This is a genomic window from Enterococcus sp. LJL90 (assembly GCF_056924355.1).
This window is the reverse complement of record NZ_JBXPBQ010000001.1, coordinates 595449-612207: the sequence shown is the minus strand read 5'-3', so window position 1 is coordinate 612207 and position 16759 is coordinate 595449. Positions and strand designations below refer to the sequence as shown.

14 protein-coding genes and 1 other annotated feature are annotated in these 16759 nt (G+C 41.4%); of the genes, 6 read left to right on the top strand and 8 right to left on the bottom strand.

Features of this window, described 5'->3' with window-relative positions; genetic code table 11:
• Positions 1 to 23: 23 nt before the first annotated feature.
• The 5 genes from AC1Z3S_RS02745 to hisS form a co-directional block, all read right to left on the bottom strand.
• Entirely contained in the window at positions 24 to 1889 is a 1866-nt protein-coding gene (locus AC1Z3S_RS02745) for an acyltransferase family protein (RefSeq protein ID WP_461739079.1), read from the bottom strand.
• A gap of 413 nt (positions 1890 to 2302) precedes the next feature.
• Positions 2303 to 3403, bottom strand: a complete 1101-nt coding sequence (locus tag AC1Z3S_RS02740) for a hypothetical protein (protein WP_461739078.1) — start codon at positions 3401 to 3403, stop codon at positions 2303 to 2305.
• Between the two features lie 135 nt (positions 3404 to 3538).
• Positions 3539 to 4417: a YitT family protein gene (locus AC1Z3S_RS02735; protein ID WP_461739077.1), complete on the bottom strand. Its 879-nt coding sequence runs from the start codon at positions 4415 to 4417 to the stop codon at positions 3539 to 3541.
• A gap of 162 nt (positions 4418 to 4579) precedes the next feature.
• The gene (gene aspS, locus AC1Z3S_RS02730) at positions 4580 to 6349 is read right to left on the bottom strand and encodes an aspartate--tRNA ligase (RefSeq protein ID WP_461739076.1); all 1770 of its coding nucleotides are present in this window, start codon (positions 6347 to 6349) and stop codon (positions 4580 to 4582) included.
• 172 nt (positions 6350 to 6521) lie between these two features.
• Complete coding sequence (gene hisS, locus AC1Z3S_RS02725; protein ID WP_461739075.1) at positions 6522 to 7820, bottom strand: histidine--tRNA ligase; 1299 nt, start codon at positions 7818 to 7820, stop codon at positions 6522 to 6524.
• Between the two features lie 82 nt (positions 7821 to 7902).
• Positions 7903 to 8108: a binding site (T-box leader), on the bottom strand.
• 172 nt (positions 8109 to 8280) lie between these two features.
• Between hisS and AC1Z3S_RS02720 the strand changes: the two genes are divergently transcribed.
• A complete protein-coding gene (locus AC1Z3S_RS02720; RefSeq protein WP_461739074.1) occupies positions 8281 to 9207 on the top strand; it encodes an aldo/keto reductase in 927 nt (308 codons plus the stop codon).
• 148 nt (positions 9208 to 9355) lie between these two features.
• On the opposite strand, the gene AC1Z3S_RS02715 is transcribed toward AC1Z3S_RS02720, so the two are convergent.
• Positions 9356 to 9865: a GNAT family N-acetyltransferase gene (locus tag AC1Z3S_RS02715; protein ID WP_461739073.1), complete on the bottom strand. Its 510-nt coding sequence runs from the start codon at positions 9863 to 9865 to the stop codon at positions 9356 to 9358.
• A gap of 131 nt (positions 9866 to 9996) precedes the next feature.
• On the opposite strand from AC1Z3S_RS02715, the gene AC1Z3S_RS02710 reads away from it, so the two are divergent.
• Positions 9997 to 10194 (top strand): hypothetical protein, encoded by a 198-nt coding sequence (locus tag AC1Z3S_RS02710; RefSeq protein ID WP_461739072.1) that lies wholly within the window; start codon positions 9997 to 9999, stop codon positions 10192 to 10194.
• A 222-nt stretch (positions 10195 to 10416) separates the two neighbouring features.
• On the opposite strand, the gene AC1Z3S_RS02705 is transcribed toward AC1Z3S_RS02710, so the two are convergent.
• A complete protein-coding gene (locus AC1Z3S_RS02705) occupies positions 10417 to 10788 on the bottom strand; it encodes a carboxymuconolactone decarboxylase family protein (RefSeq protein ID WP_461739071.1) in 372 nt (123 codons plus the stop codon).
• A gap of 279 nt (positions 10789 to 11067) precedes the next feature.
• On the opposite strand from AC1Z3S_RS02705, the gene AC1Z3S_RS02700 reads away from it, so the two are divergent.
• The 4 genes from AC1Z3S_RS02700 (at position 11068) to AC1Z3S_RS02685 (ending at position 14840) form a co-directional block, all read left to right on the top strand.
• Positions 11068 to 11772, top strand: coding sequence for a response regulator (locus tag AC1Z3S_RS02700; protein WP_461739070.1), 705 nt, complete (start codon positions 11068 to 11070; stop codon positions 11770 to 11772).
• Positions 11765 to 13132 (top strand): sensor histidine kinase, encoded by a 1368-nt coding sequence (locus AC1Z3S_RS02695; protein WP_461739069.1) that lies wholly within the window; start codon positions 11765 to 11767, stop codon positions 13130 to 13132. Before AC1Z3S_RS02700 ends, AC1Z3S_RS02695 begins: the two co-directional genes overlap by 8 nt.
• Before the next feature lie 186 nt (positions 13133 to 13318).
• On the top strand, positions 13319 to 14017 hold the full coding sequence (locus AC1Z3S_RS02690) for a PepSY domain-containing protein (RefSeq protein WP_461739068.1): 699 nt from the start codon (positions 13319 to 13321) through the stop codon (positions 14015 to 14017).
• A 193-nt stretch (positions 14018 to 14210) separates the two neighbouring features.
• A complete protein-coding gene (locus tag AC1Z3S_RS02685; RefSeq protein WP_461739067.1) occupies positions 14211 to 14840 on the top strand; it encodes a PepSY domain-containing protein in 630 nt (209 codons plus the stop codon).
• A 239-nt stretch (positions 14841 to 15079) separates the two neighbouring features.
• On the opposite strand, the gene AC1Z3S_RS02680 is transcribed toward AC1Z3S_RS02685, so the two are convergent.
• On the bottom strand, positions 15080 to 16579 hold the full coding sequence (locus AC1Z3S_RS02680; protein WP_461739066.1) for an AcpB/EbpR/MafR family transcriptional regulator: 1500 nt from the start codon (positions 16577 to 16579) through the stop codon (positions 15080 to 15082).
• Positions 16580 to 16759 lie beyond the last annotated feature (180 nt).

Sequence of the window (16759 nt, the reverse complement as noted above, 5' to 3'; positions counted from 1 at the left end):
GGGCTGGCTGCTCTGCAGTTTTTTTATTCAGCTAAAATTGCTTGCGCCACTAAACGGGTGTATTCAACTGCCCCCGCTGCGTTGGGGTGCACGTTGTCATTAAAGAACCACTCCGGATGGTCGGTACTATAGGTATGCCAATCAATCAAAGTTAAGTTGTCATACTTTACATCCATCGCGGCTAGCATATCGTTGACTTGCGTTTCCCAGCGACGGGTCGGCAAATGCAAATTAATCCAGTAGACTTGCCGTTCCCCTATAACGGTCATAATTTCAGCGAATTGTTCTTCACTGAAGGGCCCGTTTGTCCCTAAGCTCATAATCACCGTATCCGCCAGCTCACCTTTTTCAGCCATTGCGCTTAAAGCCTCGGCGCTATTGTATAATTGCCGGCCAACTTCGCCATCAATCACAATTTGCGGGAAGACACTTTGAAAATCCGTCACCATATCCAAAACAATTGAATCGCCAAAGGCTGAAATCGGCAAAGCCTGGGCGGCCGCAATTTGCGTTTCCGATAGGCCATAGGGATTGGCCTCCGTCGGAACTTCTGACTGAGCAGTCGAATCTGTTGAACTTTCTGTTGAGCTGTCAGTCGAACTAGTCGTGCCATCTTTCGTCGCTTCCGCCAGGCGGCTGTTCTCCGTTAGATGGGCTTCAAACTCATCCTGCTCAGCATTCGCTGCATCTGTCGGTGCAATCAACAACCCGAATACCGTAATAGCTAGCAACAAAATACTGCTACTATAAAACAAGGTCTGTTTAACACTTTTGCGGCTTTTTAAAAAATTGGTGATTTGCTGCTTCAAGTGTCCATAATCTAGCTTTCTAAAAGGTGTTTCGATAAAGCGATAGGATAATTCGCTGACAAGTAAAATCAGCACAATTTCGATGATAATATGCAGCCATAATAAATTATTTATATTGGTAATTTTCGCTTCATAAAAAATCATCACTGGATATTGATAGAGATAAATTCCATAACTTCTTTTTCCCAACCAATTAAAAATTGGATTGGTCAACCAACGATTCCATGAGGAACCAGGATGAGCCGTCACGGCAACTAAGATGGCACAGAAAATACTGTAAAGATACATCCCGCCCCAATAGACAAAATTGGACTGGTCGTCTAATTTTACTAAGCCAATCAATAAAATAATCAGAGAGATTAGCCCGATAACATTTAAATTCCAAGTTGCTTTGCGGGAAATATTTTTCTTCAAGCGGCGGCTAGGCCAGACAAAGGACAAGGCGCTCCCAATCAAAACCGAAAACAGACGAGTATCGGTTCCATAATAAACGCGGGTTGGATCACCGCCGGGAGTATATAAAATAACCATTAACAGAGCTGAGACGATACTTGCTCCCATTAAAATATAAAACATTCGTCCACGGCTTTTGATAAATTTCAGCATCAGCAACACAACAATCGGCCAAATTAAATAATTTTGGCCTTCAACGGCTAAAGACCAGATATGCGTAAAAGGGGACTCATTAGCAAAACGATCAAAATAAGAAAAGCCCCGGGAAATCTGCCACCAGTTGTTGACATATAGCAAACTACTGACTACAATCTGGCGAATATTTTCTAAAAGATTTTGCTGAAATAAAGTAATATATGTAATGGCCGTCAAAAACATGCCCACCATCGCTGGATACAGACGTTTCATCCGCCTTTTATAAAAGGCCCAGATGTCAATTTTTTTATTGTCATCAAATTCCTGTAGCAATAAATCGGTAATCAGATAGCCTGAGACCACAAAAAAAATGGGGACCCCTAGATAGCCCCCCGCCAAGCTTGTCGGCAGCAGGTGGTACAGGATGACTCCAATAACGGCAATTGAACGGATGCCGTCAAAACCGGTAATATAACGTTTCTCTCTCTTCATTCGACCCCAACCAAATCCTTTTGTAATATAACTTTAAGAGTACGACCTTTTAATATGAAAAGCAAGAAAAAGTTATTAAGTATTAGGAAGACTTTAATAACTTAAAGTTATCTCTTTTTACTCATTAATTTGAGCTGATTGTAGCTAATCCCTTTGCTTTGAGATGAAAAATTATTTTTTTCTAATTTCAGCGCATCAAAACTAATTTTTGAAGTCCCTTACAAGTTGTTAACTGCTTAAAAAATTAAAGATTGCACTTAGTTAGCTTTTCATTTCGCTGGACTACACCTAGATTTTTAATTTCTCATTTTCTTATTGCCATCTACTAAAGCTTGCACTTTCCCTATGCAAACTAAAAAAAGTATCTGATCCTTTTGATTTCCAGATCAGATACTTCCATTTAAATTACTAACTTACACCGCCGGGTACAAAGCTTCAATCTGAGCAATTTGGTCATCTGAGAAGGTGATACCTTCTGCTTCAAACATTTCGATGATTTCATCTTTGGTGTAATAATCTTGAGCCCCTTCAATGCTAGTTAAAAGCTCGTTGAACTCATCTTCGCTTAATTGATAAGTGGCACTTTCTGTTAACATGGTGTCCAGCTGATCTTCCGTCACTACTTGATCACCAGATGGCACGGTCACCGTTTCATCACTTGAAGTCGGTGCAAGGCTACCGGTGAAGCCCATCGTCATCGTGCCGTCAGCATCGTCATTGGTCATTGTGCAGGAGAATTCTGCACTATTATTGCTAGTGTCCAAAGTCACCATCAATTCAAAATCAGTAATGTCGGCAGAATCAAATTCTCCCAGCTCTTCGATATCTTCATCTGTGCCATTTTCCTGCACAAAATCATAATAGCCTTCGATTTCTTCAAGGGTATAGGTATGAGAAATTTTATCGCCGTCTTGTTCAAAAGTACTTTCGTCTAAGGTACGTGTGTATTCAGCTAGGTAGGTCGTCTGCGCTGAATCATCCACCTCCAGTAAATCAGTCAAATCACTCGTACTAAAGGTATCGCCGAAATCATCTGGATTCGCTTCGACATATTTCCCACTTATTTGATCGGTGATGCCAGAAAAATCAACACCCGTTTCATAAAGGGAACTCATCAATGTCAAGATTTGAACATAGGCGTCACCAGAAATATAAGTCTCGTCACCGGCCATAATCATTTCAAATGGAAACTCATTGTCCATGAAATTCAAGTTGAAGTTATATTCAACTGCTTCATTTTCTTGGTCAATTAAAACATTGCCGCCAATGCCCATTCCTTGAAGACTTGACATCAGCGAATCAAAGATGCCGCTAAAATCATACTCGTCACTGCTACTGGTTGTGCCACCATCCATGGTCAGCTCATCAACAGTCAATGAAAAATCAATTGCATTGTACTGACTAAAGTCATTGACTTCATCCCAAGTGTCAGCAAAATCATCCCGTGCCGAACTGCCACAACCTCCTAAAATAAACATCCCTGTAACTAGTAAACCACCCAAAACTTTTTTCATTTTCCCACTTCCTTTTTTTCATTTCCTCATAAGTGTAACATTCTAGCTTACGTTACGCTCGTCTTTTTTTGCAAAATGCTCCAAAAAAATAAGAGAATCAGCCCAGCGCCAATTCCCTTTTAATTATTATTCAACTTATTGTAAACTTTCTTCATAAAAATGACCGAGAATTTTTACATTATCTGAAATACTGACAAAGGCTTGCGGGTCAGCTTTTTTCATCGCTGTTTCCAAAAGAGGCAGCTCAAAGCGCGTCACAATCGTTAATAAAACCGTTTGTTTATCGTGTTTGAAGGCACCTTCTGCTTCGTGGATAATGGTAATCCCTCTGCGCATATTCCCTTGAATATTTTCAATCACTTCATCCGGACATTTGGTGACAATCATCACCTGCATTTTCTTTTGCTTAGTGAAGACGGCATCTGTCACTTTGCCGCTGACAAAAATCGACAAGGCGCTGTAAAACATATATTGCCAGCCAAATAGCACACCTGCCAATAAGACAATCACGGCATTAAAATAAATGGAAATCGAGCCGATTGTGCGGCCGGTTTTTTTTCGTATTGTGATACTGATAATGTCCAGACCACCAGAGGATAACCCATTTTTCAAGGCAAAACCAACGCCAAAGCCCATAATACCGCCGCCAAAAATTGCACAGATAATCGGATCGGTAGTTAATTCCGTCTGGGGAATAATTTGAATAAACAAAGATGCTAAGGTCACAGTGATAATCGTAAAAATGGTAAACTTCTTGCCAATTTTACGCCAGGCAACCAAAAACAAAGGAATATTCAGCAGATATAAAGTCACCGAGACCGGCAAGCCAACCCCAATGCTATCTTTAGACAGAGTGGTAATTACTTGAGCCAGTCCGGTAATCCCGCTGGAATAAATATGACCTGGTTGATAGAAAAAATTAATGGCAATAGACGACAACAGTGCATAGACAATTGCTACCGATAGTTTGGCGGTAAAATCATGATAGGGCCAACTATCAACTATTTTTTTCATTGAAAAAGCCTCGCTTTGTTTTAATCAGTTACAGTATACCCTTTTTATAACAAAGAAAAAAGAACAACCGGTTAAAGTTGTTCTAATTTTTCCTAACGATTCCCTTAAGAAAGTCTTTTATTTCTGCAAGTTTCTGAAAAAAGGGCTTAAGACCGCGACTTGCTATTCTTCAATCGCTGTCACGTCAATATTTAATTCAAATAATTGTAAAGGTGAAACTAAGCTTGGGGCTTCGGTCATCACGTCGGCGGCTTTTCCGTTTTTAGGGAAGGTAATCACCTCACGAATATTATCTTCACCAGCTAAAAGCATCACTAAGCGGTCTAAACCTAAGGCAATACCGCCATGTGGTGGGAAGCCGTATTCTAAAGCGTCCAATAAGAAACCAAATTGTTCCACTGCACTTTCTTTGGTGAAGCCTAATGTTTCAAACATTTTTTCTTGTAATTCTCTTGTATGAATCCGCAATGAACCTCCGCCTAATTCATAACCATTTAAGACAATATCATAGGCTTCTGCGTAGACCTTCGCCGGATCGGTTGCCAAGAGCGGAATATCAGTTTCTTTTGGCAGGGTGAAGGGATGGTGCGCCGAAACATAGCGTTTCGCTTCTTCATCGTATTCAAACAACGGCCAGTCAACAATCCACAAGAAATTAAATTTACTTTCATCAATCAAGCCTAATTCTTTCCCCATACGGGTGCGGATAGCGCCGAGGGCTGCGGCTACTACTGAAAATTTATCGGCACCAAACATCAGTAAGTCACCGACTTCAGCGTTAGCAGCTGCGATAATTTTTTCGGCAGCGTCTCCCATAAATTTAGCGATTGGTCCTTTTAGTCCGTCGTCTTCAACCTTCAGCCAAGCTAATCCTTTTGCTCCAAATTGACCAACATAAGTCCCTAAGTTGTCCATGTCTTTACGGGAATATTTATCGGCAGCACCTTTAACATTTAAAACCTTGACGACGCCACCATTTTCTAAAGCACTTTGGAACACTTTAAACTCCACATCTTTAACAACTTCGCTTAAATCAACCAGCTCCATTGCAAAACGAGTATCCGGCTTGTCACTGCCGTAACGGTTCATCGCTTCGTCCCAGCTCATCCGAGGAAAAGGTAAAGTGACCTCAAGACCTTTTGTTTCCTTCATTACTTGGGCAATCATGCCTTCGGTTAAAGTTTGAATTTCCTCTGGCGTTAAGAAAGTCGTCTCTAAGTCAATTTGAGTAAATTCCGGCTGACGGTCTCCCCGTAAGTCTTCATCCCGGAAACAGCGTACGATTTGATAGTAACGGTCAAAGCCTGCCCCCATCAACAACTGTTTTAAAATTTGCGGTGATTGCGGTAGCGCATAGAAATGCCCTGCATGGACCCGTGAAGGTACCAAATAATCCCGTGCGCCTTCTGGTGTTGATTTTGCTAAATAAGGCGTTTCAATATCTAGAAAATCATGGTTATCTAAAAAGTGGCGGGCCGCTTTGGTCACTTGGTGGCGCAATTTAAAATTATTGGTCATTTTCGGCCGACGCAAGTCTAAGTAACGATATTTCAAACGAGTTTCGTCGTTAACATTTTGATCGTCTTCAATCACAAATGGCGGTGTCTTCGCCGTATTTAAAATTGTAATTTGGTCAATCATGACTTCAAATTGACCGGTTTTCATTTTAGGATTAATGGCTTCTGGCGCCCGGTTAATCACTTCCCCGGTCACTTCAATCACATATTCGCTGCGGCAAGAGTCCGCAATCTGCCATGCTTCTTTGGATAATTCTGGATTGAACACCACTTGGACGATTCCTTCTCTGTCCCGTAAGTCAATAAAAATCACACCGCCTAAATCCCGGCGTTTTTGGACCCAACCCTTTAAGGTAATTCTTTTGCCTAGTTGATCTTTTGAAACTAGACCGCAATACACTGTTCGTTCTGCCATTTTATTTTTTGCTCCTTTTTTAATAGATAAATTTTAAGTTGATTTTCATTCCTACAGGCTCAATTAGCTGAGAATTGGCCAAGTTGGAACATTTAGTTGGAAATTGAGTCCAGCTGGAATATTTTCTAATTACATCAGACCTAAGCTAGTCTGCCAAAATTTTTCATAAATTTTAGTCAAACATTTTGGTCGTCATCTCATCAAAAATTTCTGGGAAATCTTCGTAAACTTCCTCTAAACGAAATTCTTGTTCTTTACTGGTGGCCATCGACTTAACCTTCACTAGACCCTTAAGCAATTCTTCTTCGCCGATGGTTAGAACTAATTTAGCACCGAGTTTGTCGGCGGATTTGAACTGGGCTTTTGGTTTACGGTGCATAAAATCACGATCAGCCGAAAAGCCAAAATTGCGGACAGCCTGTACTAATTTCAGCGCTTCAAGATTAGTGCCATCATCAATCGCCACAACATAAGCATCTAATTCATTGATTGCCGGAATCACAATTTCCTCCATCGCTAAAGTCATCAAGACCCGCTCAATCCCCATTGCAAAACCAAAGCCGGGGGTTTCGGGTCCGCCGAGCTCTTCCACCAAGCCATCATAACGGCCGCCGGCACAAATTGTCGATTGGGCCCCCATGCCTTTGGCGTCACTCATGATTTCAAAAATCGTATCCGTGTAATAATCCAGACCCCGCACCATATTGCTGTCAATCTCATATGGAATTTCTAATGCCTCCAGCATCTTCAAAACATCGTCAAAATGTTTTTGTGAAGCTGGTGTTAAAAATTCTAAAATTGAAGGAGCTTCAGCAACAAACTGTTTGTCCTTCGGGTCTTTACTATCCAAGACCCGCAGCGGATTTTCATGCAGGCGCCGTTGGGAATCTGCGCTTAGCTCTTCTAAATGTGGTTCCAAATAATCAATCAGCGCTTGGCGATAATTTTTGCGGGTTTCTTTGTCCCCAAGGGAATTGATAACCAGACGAATTTGCTGAATGCCCAATTGTTTGAAGAAATCCAAGGCCATCGCCATCGTTTCAACATCTGTCGCCGGATTGCTAGAGCCAAACGCTTCAACGCCGATTTGATGAAATTGCCGCAAACGGCCTTTTTGTGGACGCTCATAGCGAAACATCGGCCCCGTATAAAAAACTTTATAAGGCTTTGCGTATTCCGGTCCAAATAATTTATTTTCAACGAAGGCCCGCACAATCGGCGCCGTATTTTCCGGACGCAGGGTGACATGGCGGTCGCCTTTGTCATAGAAGTCATACATTTCCTTCGAGACGATATCCGTAGTGTCCCCAACGCTGCGGGAAATTGTTTCAAAATGCTCAAAAAGCGGCGTGCGGATTTCTTGAAATTGATAGTCTCTAAAAATTAAACGGGCGGTCTCTTCGACAAACTGCCACTTTTCTGATTCTCCCGGCAAAATGTCGGCGGTGCCTTTAGGGCGTTGGTAATTCATATGATTCGCTCCTTGTTAAATGTGATTTAAAATTCCTGAGGGGCGGTCTGCGGCAATAAAAAAAGTCCCTGTTCATTAACTGAACAAGGACGAATGATTGTCATACGCGGTACCACCTAAATTTGAAAGATTGCTCTTTCCTCAACCGATTAACGCTCGCACACGGAACAGCTTTTCCTCTGTTCTTCTAAGAAATGTCTTTCTTCTGTTTCAAGTAAACTGCTTGCAGCCACGGCAGCTCTCTCTGGAAAATTGAAAACAAAATACTCGTTCCCTCATGGAATTTTAAGATATTACACATAAAATACTAGAGAAACTAGCGAAAGTCAAGCTGAAACCATGATAATTTTCAAATTTTTTCATGAGCTATTTTCTTTTCGACCCAACAGCAGTTCTTTTTATTACCCCTTTTGACAAACTTAGGCTACACTGAAAGCAACTATTAAGGAGGGATTTCCCTATGGAAGAAAAACGCTTTGGCCATTCGCAAGTCTATGCTTATGAACTAGGATTAGGCACTAACGCCGTCGGTGGTCACAATTTATTTCCCAATTTAGATGACGAAACCGGTAAAAAAATTGTTCGGGCTGCTCTAGACAGCGGCATCAATTTATTAGATACGGCTTATGCTTACGGACTAGGCCGTTCAGAGGAATTAATCGGTGAGGTCTTAAAGGATTACGACCGGGCTAGAGTGGTGGTTGCCACCAAGGCCGCCCATGATAAAGACGGCTCCTTTAACAATACCCCTGAATTTTTAACCAATGCTGTTGAAGAATCTTTAAAGCGGCTGCAAACTGATTATCTAGATATTTTCTATATTCATTTTCCTGATGAAACGACTCCAAAAGCCGAAGCGGTCGGTGCTTTACATGATTTAAAATTGGCTGGCAAAATTCGCGCTGTCGGAGTCTCCAATTTTTCCCTTGACCAATTAAAAGAGGCCAATCAACATGGTCACATTGATGTTGTCGAAGAAAATTATTCCCTCTTACATCGGGAGGCGGAAAAAGATTTATTCCCATATTTGAAGCAACAAGGCATCAGCTTTGTCCCTTATTTCCCATTGGCCTCTGGTTTGTTAACCGGCAAATACGCCTTAGATACTAAATTTGCCGCCGATGACCGTCGCTTGAAAAATCCGAATTTCCAAGGGGAACGTTACAAGGAAATTGTTCGCACAGTGGATAGTTTGAAACCTCTGGCAAAAGCCAACGATGCGACGATTGCTCAATTGCTTTTGGCTTGGTATATGAAAAATCCAAATGTGACCGTCGTCATTCCAGGTGCTAAACAGCCTGAGCAAGTTTTAGATAACGCCAAAGCTATGGATGTCCGTTTATCCAATGATGATTATGCTTTGATTGACCAAGCCTTTAAGTTTTAAAAGGCTTTAACAAAAAAATGAGCCAAACTAACTAGGAGCTGTCCTCTCATACCGTATGAGAGAAACACTGTTGAAAAGGTTAGTTTGGCTTTTTTGTTTTCGGAATTTTTGGCTGATTTTTGATTTTTTTTTAGCTATCATAGCAGGGCTAGATTTTTAACTGCATAACGGCGGTGGAACGTAAATTTCCCAGCTGGTCAGTCCAGTTGTCGGTAATTTTTTCGGTGATAACAAAGCCCAGCGTTTCGTACAAAACAATCGCTTTGAGATTGTCAGCTGCTACTTGAATTTCCAGCAATTTCAAGGCTGGATTGGTTTGAATCATGGCCAGCCCTTTTAAAAGAGCGGCTTTGCCATAGCCTTTTCCCTGACTTCCATAATCGCCGATTTTTATCCCAAAGGTTGTGGAATTTTCACTGACTTGGCGATAATGAAATTCGCCAATCGGTCGCTGAGCTTCATCCAAAATAATTAAAAAATCAGAAAAATCAGCGGCTTGGTGTTTAGCAATCGAAGCCAGCACTTCTGCCTCACTAGCCTTTAAGCCATTGGGAAAGCCGACAGCTGTCATCACACGACTATCTGCCCACCATTTTCTGATTAATTTAATGTCAGAGGCTTTGACAGCCCGCAAACTGACTGCTTTTATTTGTGTCATTGTACTTCACCTACCTGCATTAAGCATACCAAAAAATATGACTGAGAAGTGGTAAACCGAGTTAACTTTCTAGTTCGCTCAATAATGACGTGTGTTATAATTTTAAAAAAAGGGAAGTACGAGGTGACCTCATGATTGCATCCACGAAAGATCGAGTTGCTATTACTAACAATTTTTTAAGCTCTCTTTTAATCTTACTCATTACAATTATCACCCATCAGATTGCAATTGGTTTGGCTCTGGCCCTTTTTGGCCGACCCATTTTGAAAAGAATTTCTGCTGCGCTTCATCAGTACAGAATCAACAGCCTGCAAAATAGAAATCAGTAACATTTGCTTTTAAATCCAGCTCAATACTCCGCCAGTTTCAAAAGCTGGCGGGGTATTTGTTTGAATAATAATTGGTACAAGCTAAATTTTTTGCAAATAGCACCGACCTTTGCAAGAGCCCACTTCAAAAAAATTGCGAAACTGTGGAAAGTTTCACTTCAAGGCTCTAGCCGTAAAACAAAAAGCCAGCCAAACCTTATCACATTTTTTAGCCAATTTTGTTTAGTCCGCTTTTTCAGCAAAGAAATCCTTTGCGACAGTTAGGGCATTCATCACCTTGGGAAAACCAACATAAGGTAAGCATTGGACAAAGGTTTCAATGATTTCGGCCTTTGATAAGCCGACATTCAAGGCCCCTTGGAGATGAATTTTCAACTGGGGTGCTGTGTCTCCTTGAGTCAACAGCGTAGTCAGCACAATCAGTTCCCGCTGTTTCAAATCTAAGGTCTCATCTGCCTTCATTTGGCCAAAAGTCAGCTTGATGTAATCATCCATAACTGGGGAAATATCCTTAAGGGTTTGCGTCACCATCTCACTCGCCGCTTGGCCGATAATTTCTTCCCGGGCTTTTAAACCACTTGCGTATTTATCCATCTGTAAATCTCCTCCATTCGCTATTGGTAACGATACTCCCAAGCCAATTCGATAGCAAACCAAACGTCTCCGACAATTTGAAAAACTTTTATTGTAAAAGGTTAACCCTCAAAATAATTGAATAACTCGAACTATCGCAGTTAAGACAACCCTTTACTATAACTCTCCAAAAAAACCTGCTCCATGCCTTTATGAAGAATTTTTCATCTTAAAATGATTGCTTCTTTGGGCAACTGTCGGTAATCTTAGGATAAGAAAAACCTGTTGAGGAGGAAGCCGATGGAAAAGCCTGTCATTTTATTAGTCGAAGATGAAGAAAGTTTGGCCAGCTTTATTCAAGAGGAGCTGCAATTTGAAGATTATCAAGTAATTTATGCCAAGGATGGAGCAGAGGCCTTGGATTTATTTACCGCCCATGAGCAGGAAATTGATTTAATTTTGCTGGATTGGATGCTGCCAAAGGTTGATGGATTGACCGTTGGCCGGCGGATTCGCCGCCATAGTTTTGTACCGATTATCATGATGACCGCCCGTGATCAGATTTCTGATAAAGTCTCCGGCTTAGACGCTGGAGCGGACGATTATATCACCAAGCCCTTTGAAATTGAAGAATTATTGGCCCGCATTCGCGTGATTCTACGAAGAGAAGAGCGCATCACCCAATTGAAGGAAACCGGCCTGACCTATCAATATGCTGATTTAGTTTTAGATGTCGCCAAACGGCAAGTACTCAGAGAGCAGACGGAAATTTTTTTAACTAAAAAAGAGTTCGACTTGCTTTACGAATTGATCAAACGGCCAGAAGAGGTCATCAGCCGCGACGATTTATTAAATACCGTCTGGGGCTACGATTATTTCGGGCAAACCAACACAGTGGATGTTTACGTGCGGGCTTTGCGAAATAAGTTGGATGAAGATGGCCGGCCCCGCTTAATTCAAACGGTCCGGGGCGTCGGTTACGTTTTGAGGCAAGAAAATGAATAGCCTGAAGCAGTGGTATCAGAAAAATCAAAATACCCTGCAATTTAAATTAGTCACTCGTTTTACCGCCATCACCCTCTCTGTTATTTTTTTATTAGGGACGAGCTTTCTTTTAGCCACTGGTTATCGGTTATATGAATCAACGGAGCAAGAAACCGCCGCTATTGAAGATGCTCTGTCGCAAGTTGATACCCAAACCAATGACGAGTGGCGTGAAACACTGCGGCTATATATTGCGGCTGATGATCCCCGCTACTTTATCCGGGTGGCCCTCAGTGATGGCAATTCCGTTTATTCTAGTGATGCCTATTCGTTATTTTCTCAATTTAACGAATTAGGCCAGCTATTCTTTTTACAAGATATCCTGTGGGAGGACAGCACGCCGTATTATTTCAATCAATTCACTGTAGATGGAACGAGCGTTGCCATCTTAACTGATATGGAGGATAATTTTGAGATTCTGGTGACCTTAGCCCAGTGGATTTTTATTCTCTCTGGTTTCATTTTGATTTTTGGGATTTTCTTTATCCTGCGGTTTTCCAAAAAAATCAGCGCGCCTTTATTAAAAATGAATCAGGAGATTAAAGAAATTGCTCCGGAGATCACGGAGCAGACGCCTTTAAGCGAGCCTACCAGTCCTCAAGAGGCGCAGAATTTGGCGAAGTCCTTTAATCACTTACTCACTCGTCAGCAGGAGGCCATGTTGCGGGAGCAGCAATTTATTACCGATGCATCCCATGAATTAAAAACACCTTTAGCAGCTATTCGCGGTCATGTCGGTTTGATTCGCCGCCGCGGCACTGAGCATCCGGAAATTATTCCTAAATCCTTGAATTTTATCGACAAGGAATCAAAACGGATGGAGGTTTTGACTCAACAATTACTGTTGTTGGGCAGAGAAAAAAATATCAACCATTATACAGCCGTTGATTTAACCGATTTAGTCGAACAAATTTTAGAGGAGTTAGCTACCGAAATCTCACAGGAGGTAACTTTTTCGTTGGCTCCCCATGTGATTTTAGACGGGGACAAGCAGCAGTTTTATCAAATTTTCCGCAATATCATTGAAAATGCTGTTAAGTACACTCCTGCTAATCAAAAGATTATGATTCAATTGGAACCGATTGGCCCGACTGTTCAATTTAGCGTCAGCAATACTGGCGTGACGATTTCTGAAAGCAATAAAAAGAAAATTTTCGAACGCTTTTATCGAGTGGATGAATCCCGCTCCAGTGAAATCGCCGGCAGCGGCATCGGCCTCTCCATCGTCAAACAATTAGTTGAGCTTTATCAAGGGGAAATTGTCGTTTTAGATTATCAAGACAATGGCGTCACCTTCCAAGTGATCCTGCCCAAAAATTAAAAATAGGCAACTCATAATAAGCTGTCAAATCCCATTAAAGATTTGACAGCTTATTTGCTGGATTTGCTTAAATCAAAATGAAGAATTCTTCATTTTGTCTTCATAGTTTTTTGGTTTGGAAAAAACTCTTTTTCGCTATACTAAGTTTATAGAAAAGAACAGGAGAAATTAAGGGGGAGTTTTAAAATGAAAAAAATAATGTTTACGGGGATTAGCGGGTTAGCACTTTTATTTTTAGGGGCTTGTTCCCCAAATCAGGCGCAATTAAATCAGCCGGCGCCAGCAAACAATGCCAATAACACTCAGCAGACAGCACCAGCTAGTCCAACAGCACCTGAGGATAGCAGTTCCGTTGCAGCCGCTGAGCAAACAACACCTAGTGTCGATACAACGACTAGTCCATCGGTTCGCAGCGGCAGCTCTGCCGATGTCAGCACCGCTACAATCACGCTTTCAGTCAGTGATGCAATCGGCATTTTTCAAGAACAATATGCCAGTACAGATATCACTGAGTTGAAGCTCAAGACCCATCACGGCATTTATTATTATGAAGTCGAAGGCATGGATGACGATGTGGAATACGACGTTTGGATTTCAGCAACAGACGGCAGCTTATCCAATCAAAAGCAAAAGAATCTAGATGCCGATGAACGAGGCGGCATTGAACGCCGCCAAAGCGCTTTAAATCTGGACAATTTAAAAAATCTTGAAGAAATCAGCAGTATCGCAGAAGGCGAAATCAACAGCGGCTCCGCTTATGAGTGGCAGCTGGAGCGGGAATTAAACACGACCTATTGGGAGGTTCACGTAAAAACCTCCGGCCGCCACGCTGAAGTCTTAGTGGACGCCCAGTCTGGTCAAGTATTAGAAGTGGATTATGATTAAAAACTTTGGAAAGCAGCTAGTGTGAACTGGCTGTTTTTTTTTTGCATTTCCCTCGTTTTCTGGCAAAAAATCATCTAAAATAGAAGTATCATGAAGAATTTTTCATTTTCGTTTCACGTCACTTATGTTTTCTTTCCGCTAGCACCGGCTATACTATATATATCAACTAGAAAAAATCTTGGAGGAATTACACATGAAAAAAATCACTTTATTTTTAACAGCGGCAGGTCTTTTAACGTTGGCTGGTTGTTCAGCCAATCAAACAAATTTAGATAGCACAGGAACGAATAACAACACTAGCACCTCTTCGCAGGCAGCTACCACTAGCAATTCCAGCAGCGCCAGCGGAACAACTAACAGCGGCACTACTAATCTTGACGGTGTAACGATTACTCTTGAAGAAGCAATTCAAGCTTATCAAGAGCTGCATCCTGACACTGATATTACCAATATCGAATTGGACACAACTTTAGGCAGTTATTACTACACTGTTGAAGGTGTTGATGATACCAACGAATACGATGTTAAGATTTCAGCCAGCGATGGTAGCGTTGCAGAAGATAAAACCGAAACCCTTGATCGTGATGAACAAAATGGCGTTGCCCGTGAGGAAGCCCTGAACTTGGACAACTTATTGCCAATTTCTACCATCAGTGACACCGCCTTAGCGGAAGCCGGCAGCGGCACCATCACCGAATGGAATTTAGAAAAAGAATTAAGCACCACTTATTGGGAAGTAACCGTGGAAATCAATAATCGGGAAACCTCCGTTTCAATTGACGCCCAAACCGGCGATGTTTTAGAAGTCGACGTCGACGATTAATTATAAAAAGCCCTAGCTGTTCTACAGTCAAAGAATCCTTTTTAGATTCAATGACTGAAAACTTCCAGCTAGGGCTTTTTTTATTGAGAAAATCCTGACCCATCTTGCATTTGCACTTTCAGTCCACTAGGTCCTCGATGCAAATTTACAAATAGTCAGCGTTCTCGTTTCATGTTGATTATAAAATTCAATTCTGTTTTACTAATGCCACAGCCTTACTAAACAGTAGCTGGGCTTTTTTAATGTTTTTTTTCCTGTAAATAAGGAATATCCTTCGGCAAGACTAGGCGGCTCTTTTCAATTAACTGTCGCAGGTCATTGAGATTTTTGAAGGAAGGAATATCTTCAATCACAAATAATTTTTCCGCCGGCACATCAGGCATCGTATAATTCGCCACATAAATTTCATAATTGGCAAGCTTTGTCTCCGCCAAGCCATAATGGGAAACATCCTGCAGATTTAAATTAATTTTATCTCCGTATGAGCGGGCCAACATAGCCCCCACCGCATTGACATGATCGACCCCTAAGTCGCTAAAGACGCCAACTTGAACTTGATGCCGCAACTGATCCATTTTATTAGCTAAGTCCTGCCAATAAACCATCATACCGCACAGCATATCATCGTAATACACCGAATACCAAGGAACTTTAGTTTTAGCCTCCAGCTCCTGTAAAGCTTTTGCGACAATTTTACTGAAGACCACCAAGTGCTGCTGAACAATGTAACTGCTGAACCAACGGCGGTTATAAATAATGTAACGCTTGTAGGGATAAACTTTATATTTACCATAGGTCCGCAGAAACAGCCGCAGAATTTTTTGATGGCTCTCCTGGTCGAGACTGACCCCCAGAGCATCCACCACAGTTTTAATAAAGACTTCCCCTTGCTCCGTAATCCGGACTTCTTCTTGAGGATTGTCCCAAGCAAATTCCCACCAGTAAATAGTCGATGAAAAATCATCGTACCAATTATCCGGTAAATGGACCTTCAATGGCTCAACAATTCGTTCAATATCCAAACGGTATTGTTGCAATTTAGTCTGCACTTCTTCACGGTTGTTCATGACCCGGGCATCTTGATTGACAAGATTGCCTTGGCGCTCACGAATAATGGTGACCGCAATTCCAAAGGCAAAATCTACCAGTTGCAAATCATTAAAGCCCAAGTTGAAATCTTGATTTAAGCGATTGACTAAATCAAACACTAGCTGCCGGTCTAAAGGAAACGGCCAGCCGTGAATCCCATAGGCCTCTAAGAAATAGCCGCGGAAAAAAGTACGGATTTTCCGTTCGTCGTTTCCTTCAATCCGAAACGGTGTCCGATTAAGCTGCATCTCCCGCTTATTCAGCGAGCCCTCCAGCTTAATAGCGAGACGATAGAGACTGGAATTACTGAGATAAAATTTATTTTCCCAATATTCTCCATTTTCGTAAGGATTGAAGAAAATCGCTTCCAATAATGCAAAAGCGTTAGACTCCCGCAAGATTTCGGTATAGATATCGTGAATGGAATGATTTTGGGTTTCCAAAAGGCGAATGCTGTTATTATTTTGATATTCAAATGAGATAATCTCAGGCCAGCGATCTTCAATATACTGGACATCCGTCAAAATGGTTTTTTTAGAGGCATCCAATTTCTCTGCCAATTCGTCCAAGGAAATCCAGTTGGTTGTTAAATGCAATGAATTTAATAAGTTGATTCGGCGATGCATTGCTGTCGGCAAGACATTTTCCATGTTACGCCCTCCTTAATTTTTCTTTCCTTATTAGTATAACAGATGAGACCGATTTTTTTCGTCAAGAAGGCCTATACTGATTTGAAATTTCTGGCGAAAAATAAAGTGATTTTTTTCTTTACAATTAATCAATCAAACAACATTCATAGATAATTAATAACAGACTTTAAAAAGGCTCTT

What these genes read in the sequence shown, in the direction of transcription:
- AC1Z3S_RS02685 (WP_461739067.1), top strand. Translation starts at nt 14,211, where the DNA reads ATGAAAAAAATCACTTTATTTTTAACAGCGGCAGGTCTTTTAACGTTG.
- AC1Z3S_RS02705 (WP_461739071.1), bottom strand. Translation starts at nt 10,788, where the DNA reads ATGGATAAATACGCAAGTGGTTTAAAAGCCCGGGAAGAAATTATCGGC.
- aspS (WP_461739076.1), bottom strand. Translation starts at nt 6,349, where the DNA reads ATGGCAGAACGAACAGTGTATTGCGGTCTAGTTTCAAAAGATCAACTA.
- AC1Z3S_RS02680 (WP_461739066.1), bottom strand. Translation starts at nt 16,579, where the DNA reads ATGGAAAATGTCTTGCCGACAGCAATGCATCGCCGAATCAACTTATTA.
- AC1Z3S_RS02710 (WP_461739072.1), top strand. Translation starts at nt 9,997, where the DNA reads ATGATTGCATCCACGAAAGATCGAGTTGCTATTACTAACAATTTTTTA.
- AC1Z3S_RS02735 (WP_461739077.1), bottom strand. Translation starts at nt 4,417, where the DNA reads ATGAAAAAAATAGTTGATAGTTGGCCCTATCATGATTTTACCGCCAAA.
- AC1Z3S_RS02740 (WP_461739078.1), bottom strand. Translation starts at nt 3,403, where the DNA reads ATGAAAAAAGTTTTGGGTGGTTTACTAGTTACAGGGATGTTTATTTTA.
- AC1Z3S_RS02720 (WP_461739074.1), top strand. Translation starts at nt 8,281, where the DNA reads ATGGAAGAAAAACGCTTTGGCCATTCGCAAGTCTATGCTTATGAACTA.
- AC1Z3S_RS02695 (WP_461739069.1), top strand. Translation starts at nt 11,765, where the DNA reads ATGAATAGCCTGAAGCAGTGGTATCAGAAAAATCAAAATACCCTGCAA.
- AC1Z3S_RS02700 (WP_461739070.1), top strand. Translation starts at nt 11,068, where the DNA reads ATGGAAAAGCCTGTCATTTTATTAGTCGAAGATGAAGAAAGTTTGGCC.
- AC1Z3S_RS02715 (WP_461739073.1), bottom strand. Translation starts at nt 9,865, where the DNA reads ATGACACAAATAAAAGCAGTCAGTTTGCGGGCTGTCAAAGCCTCTGAC.
- AC1Z3S_RS02690 (WP_461739068.1), top strand. Translation starts at nt 13,319, where the DNA reads ATGAAAAAAATAATGTTTACGGGGATTAGCGGGTTAGCACTTTTATTT.
- hisS (WP_461739075.1), bottom strand. Translation starts at nt 7,820, where the DNA reads ATGAATTACCAACGCCCTAAAGGCACCGCCGACATTTTGCCGGGAGAA.
- AC1Z3S_RS02745 (WP_461739079.1), bottom strand. Translation starts at nt 1,889, where the DNA reads ATGAAGAGAGAGAAACGTTATATTACCGGTTTTGACGGCATCCGTTCA.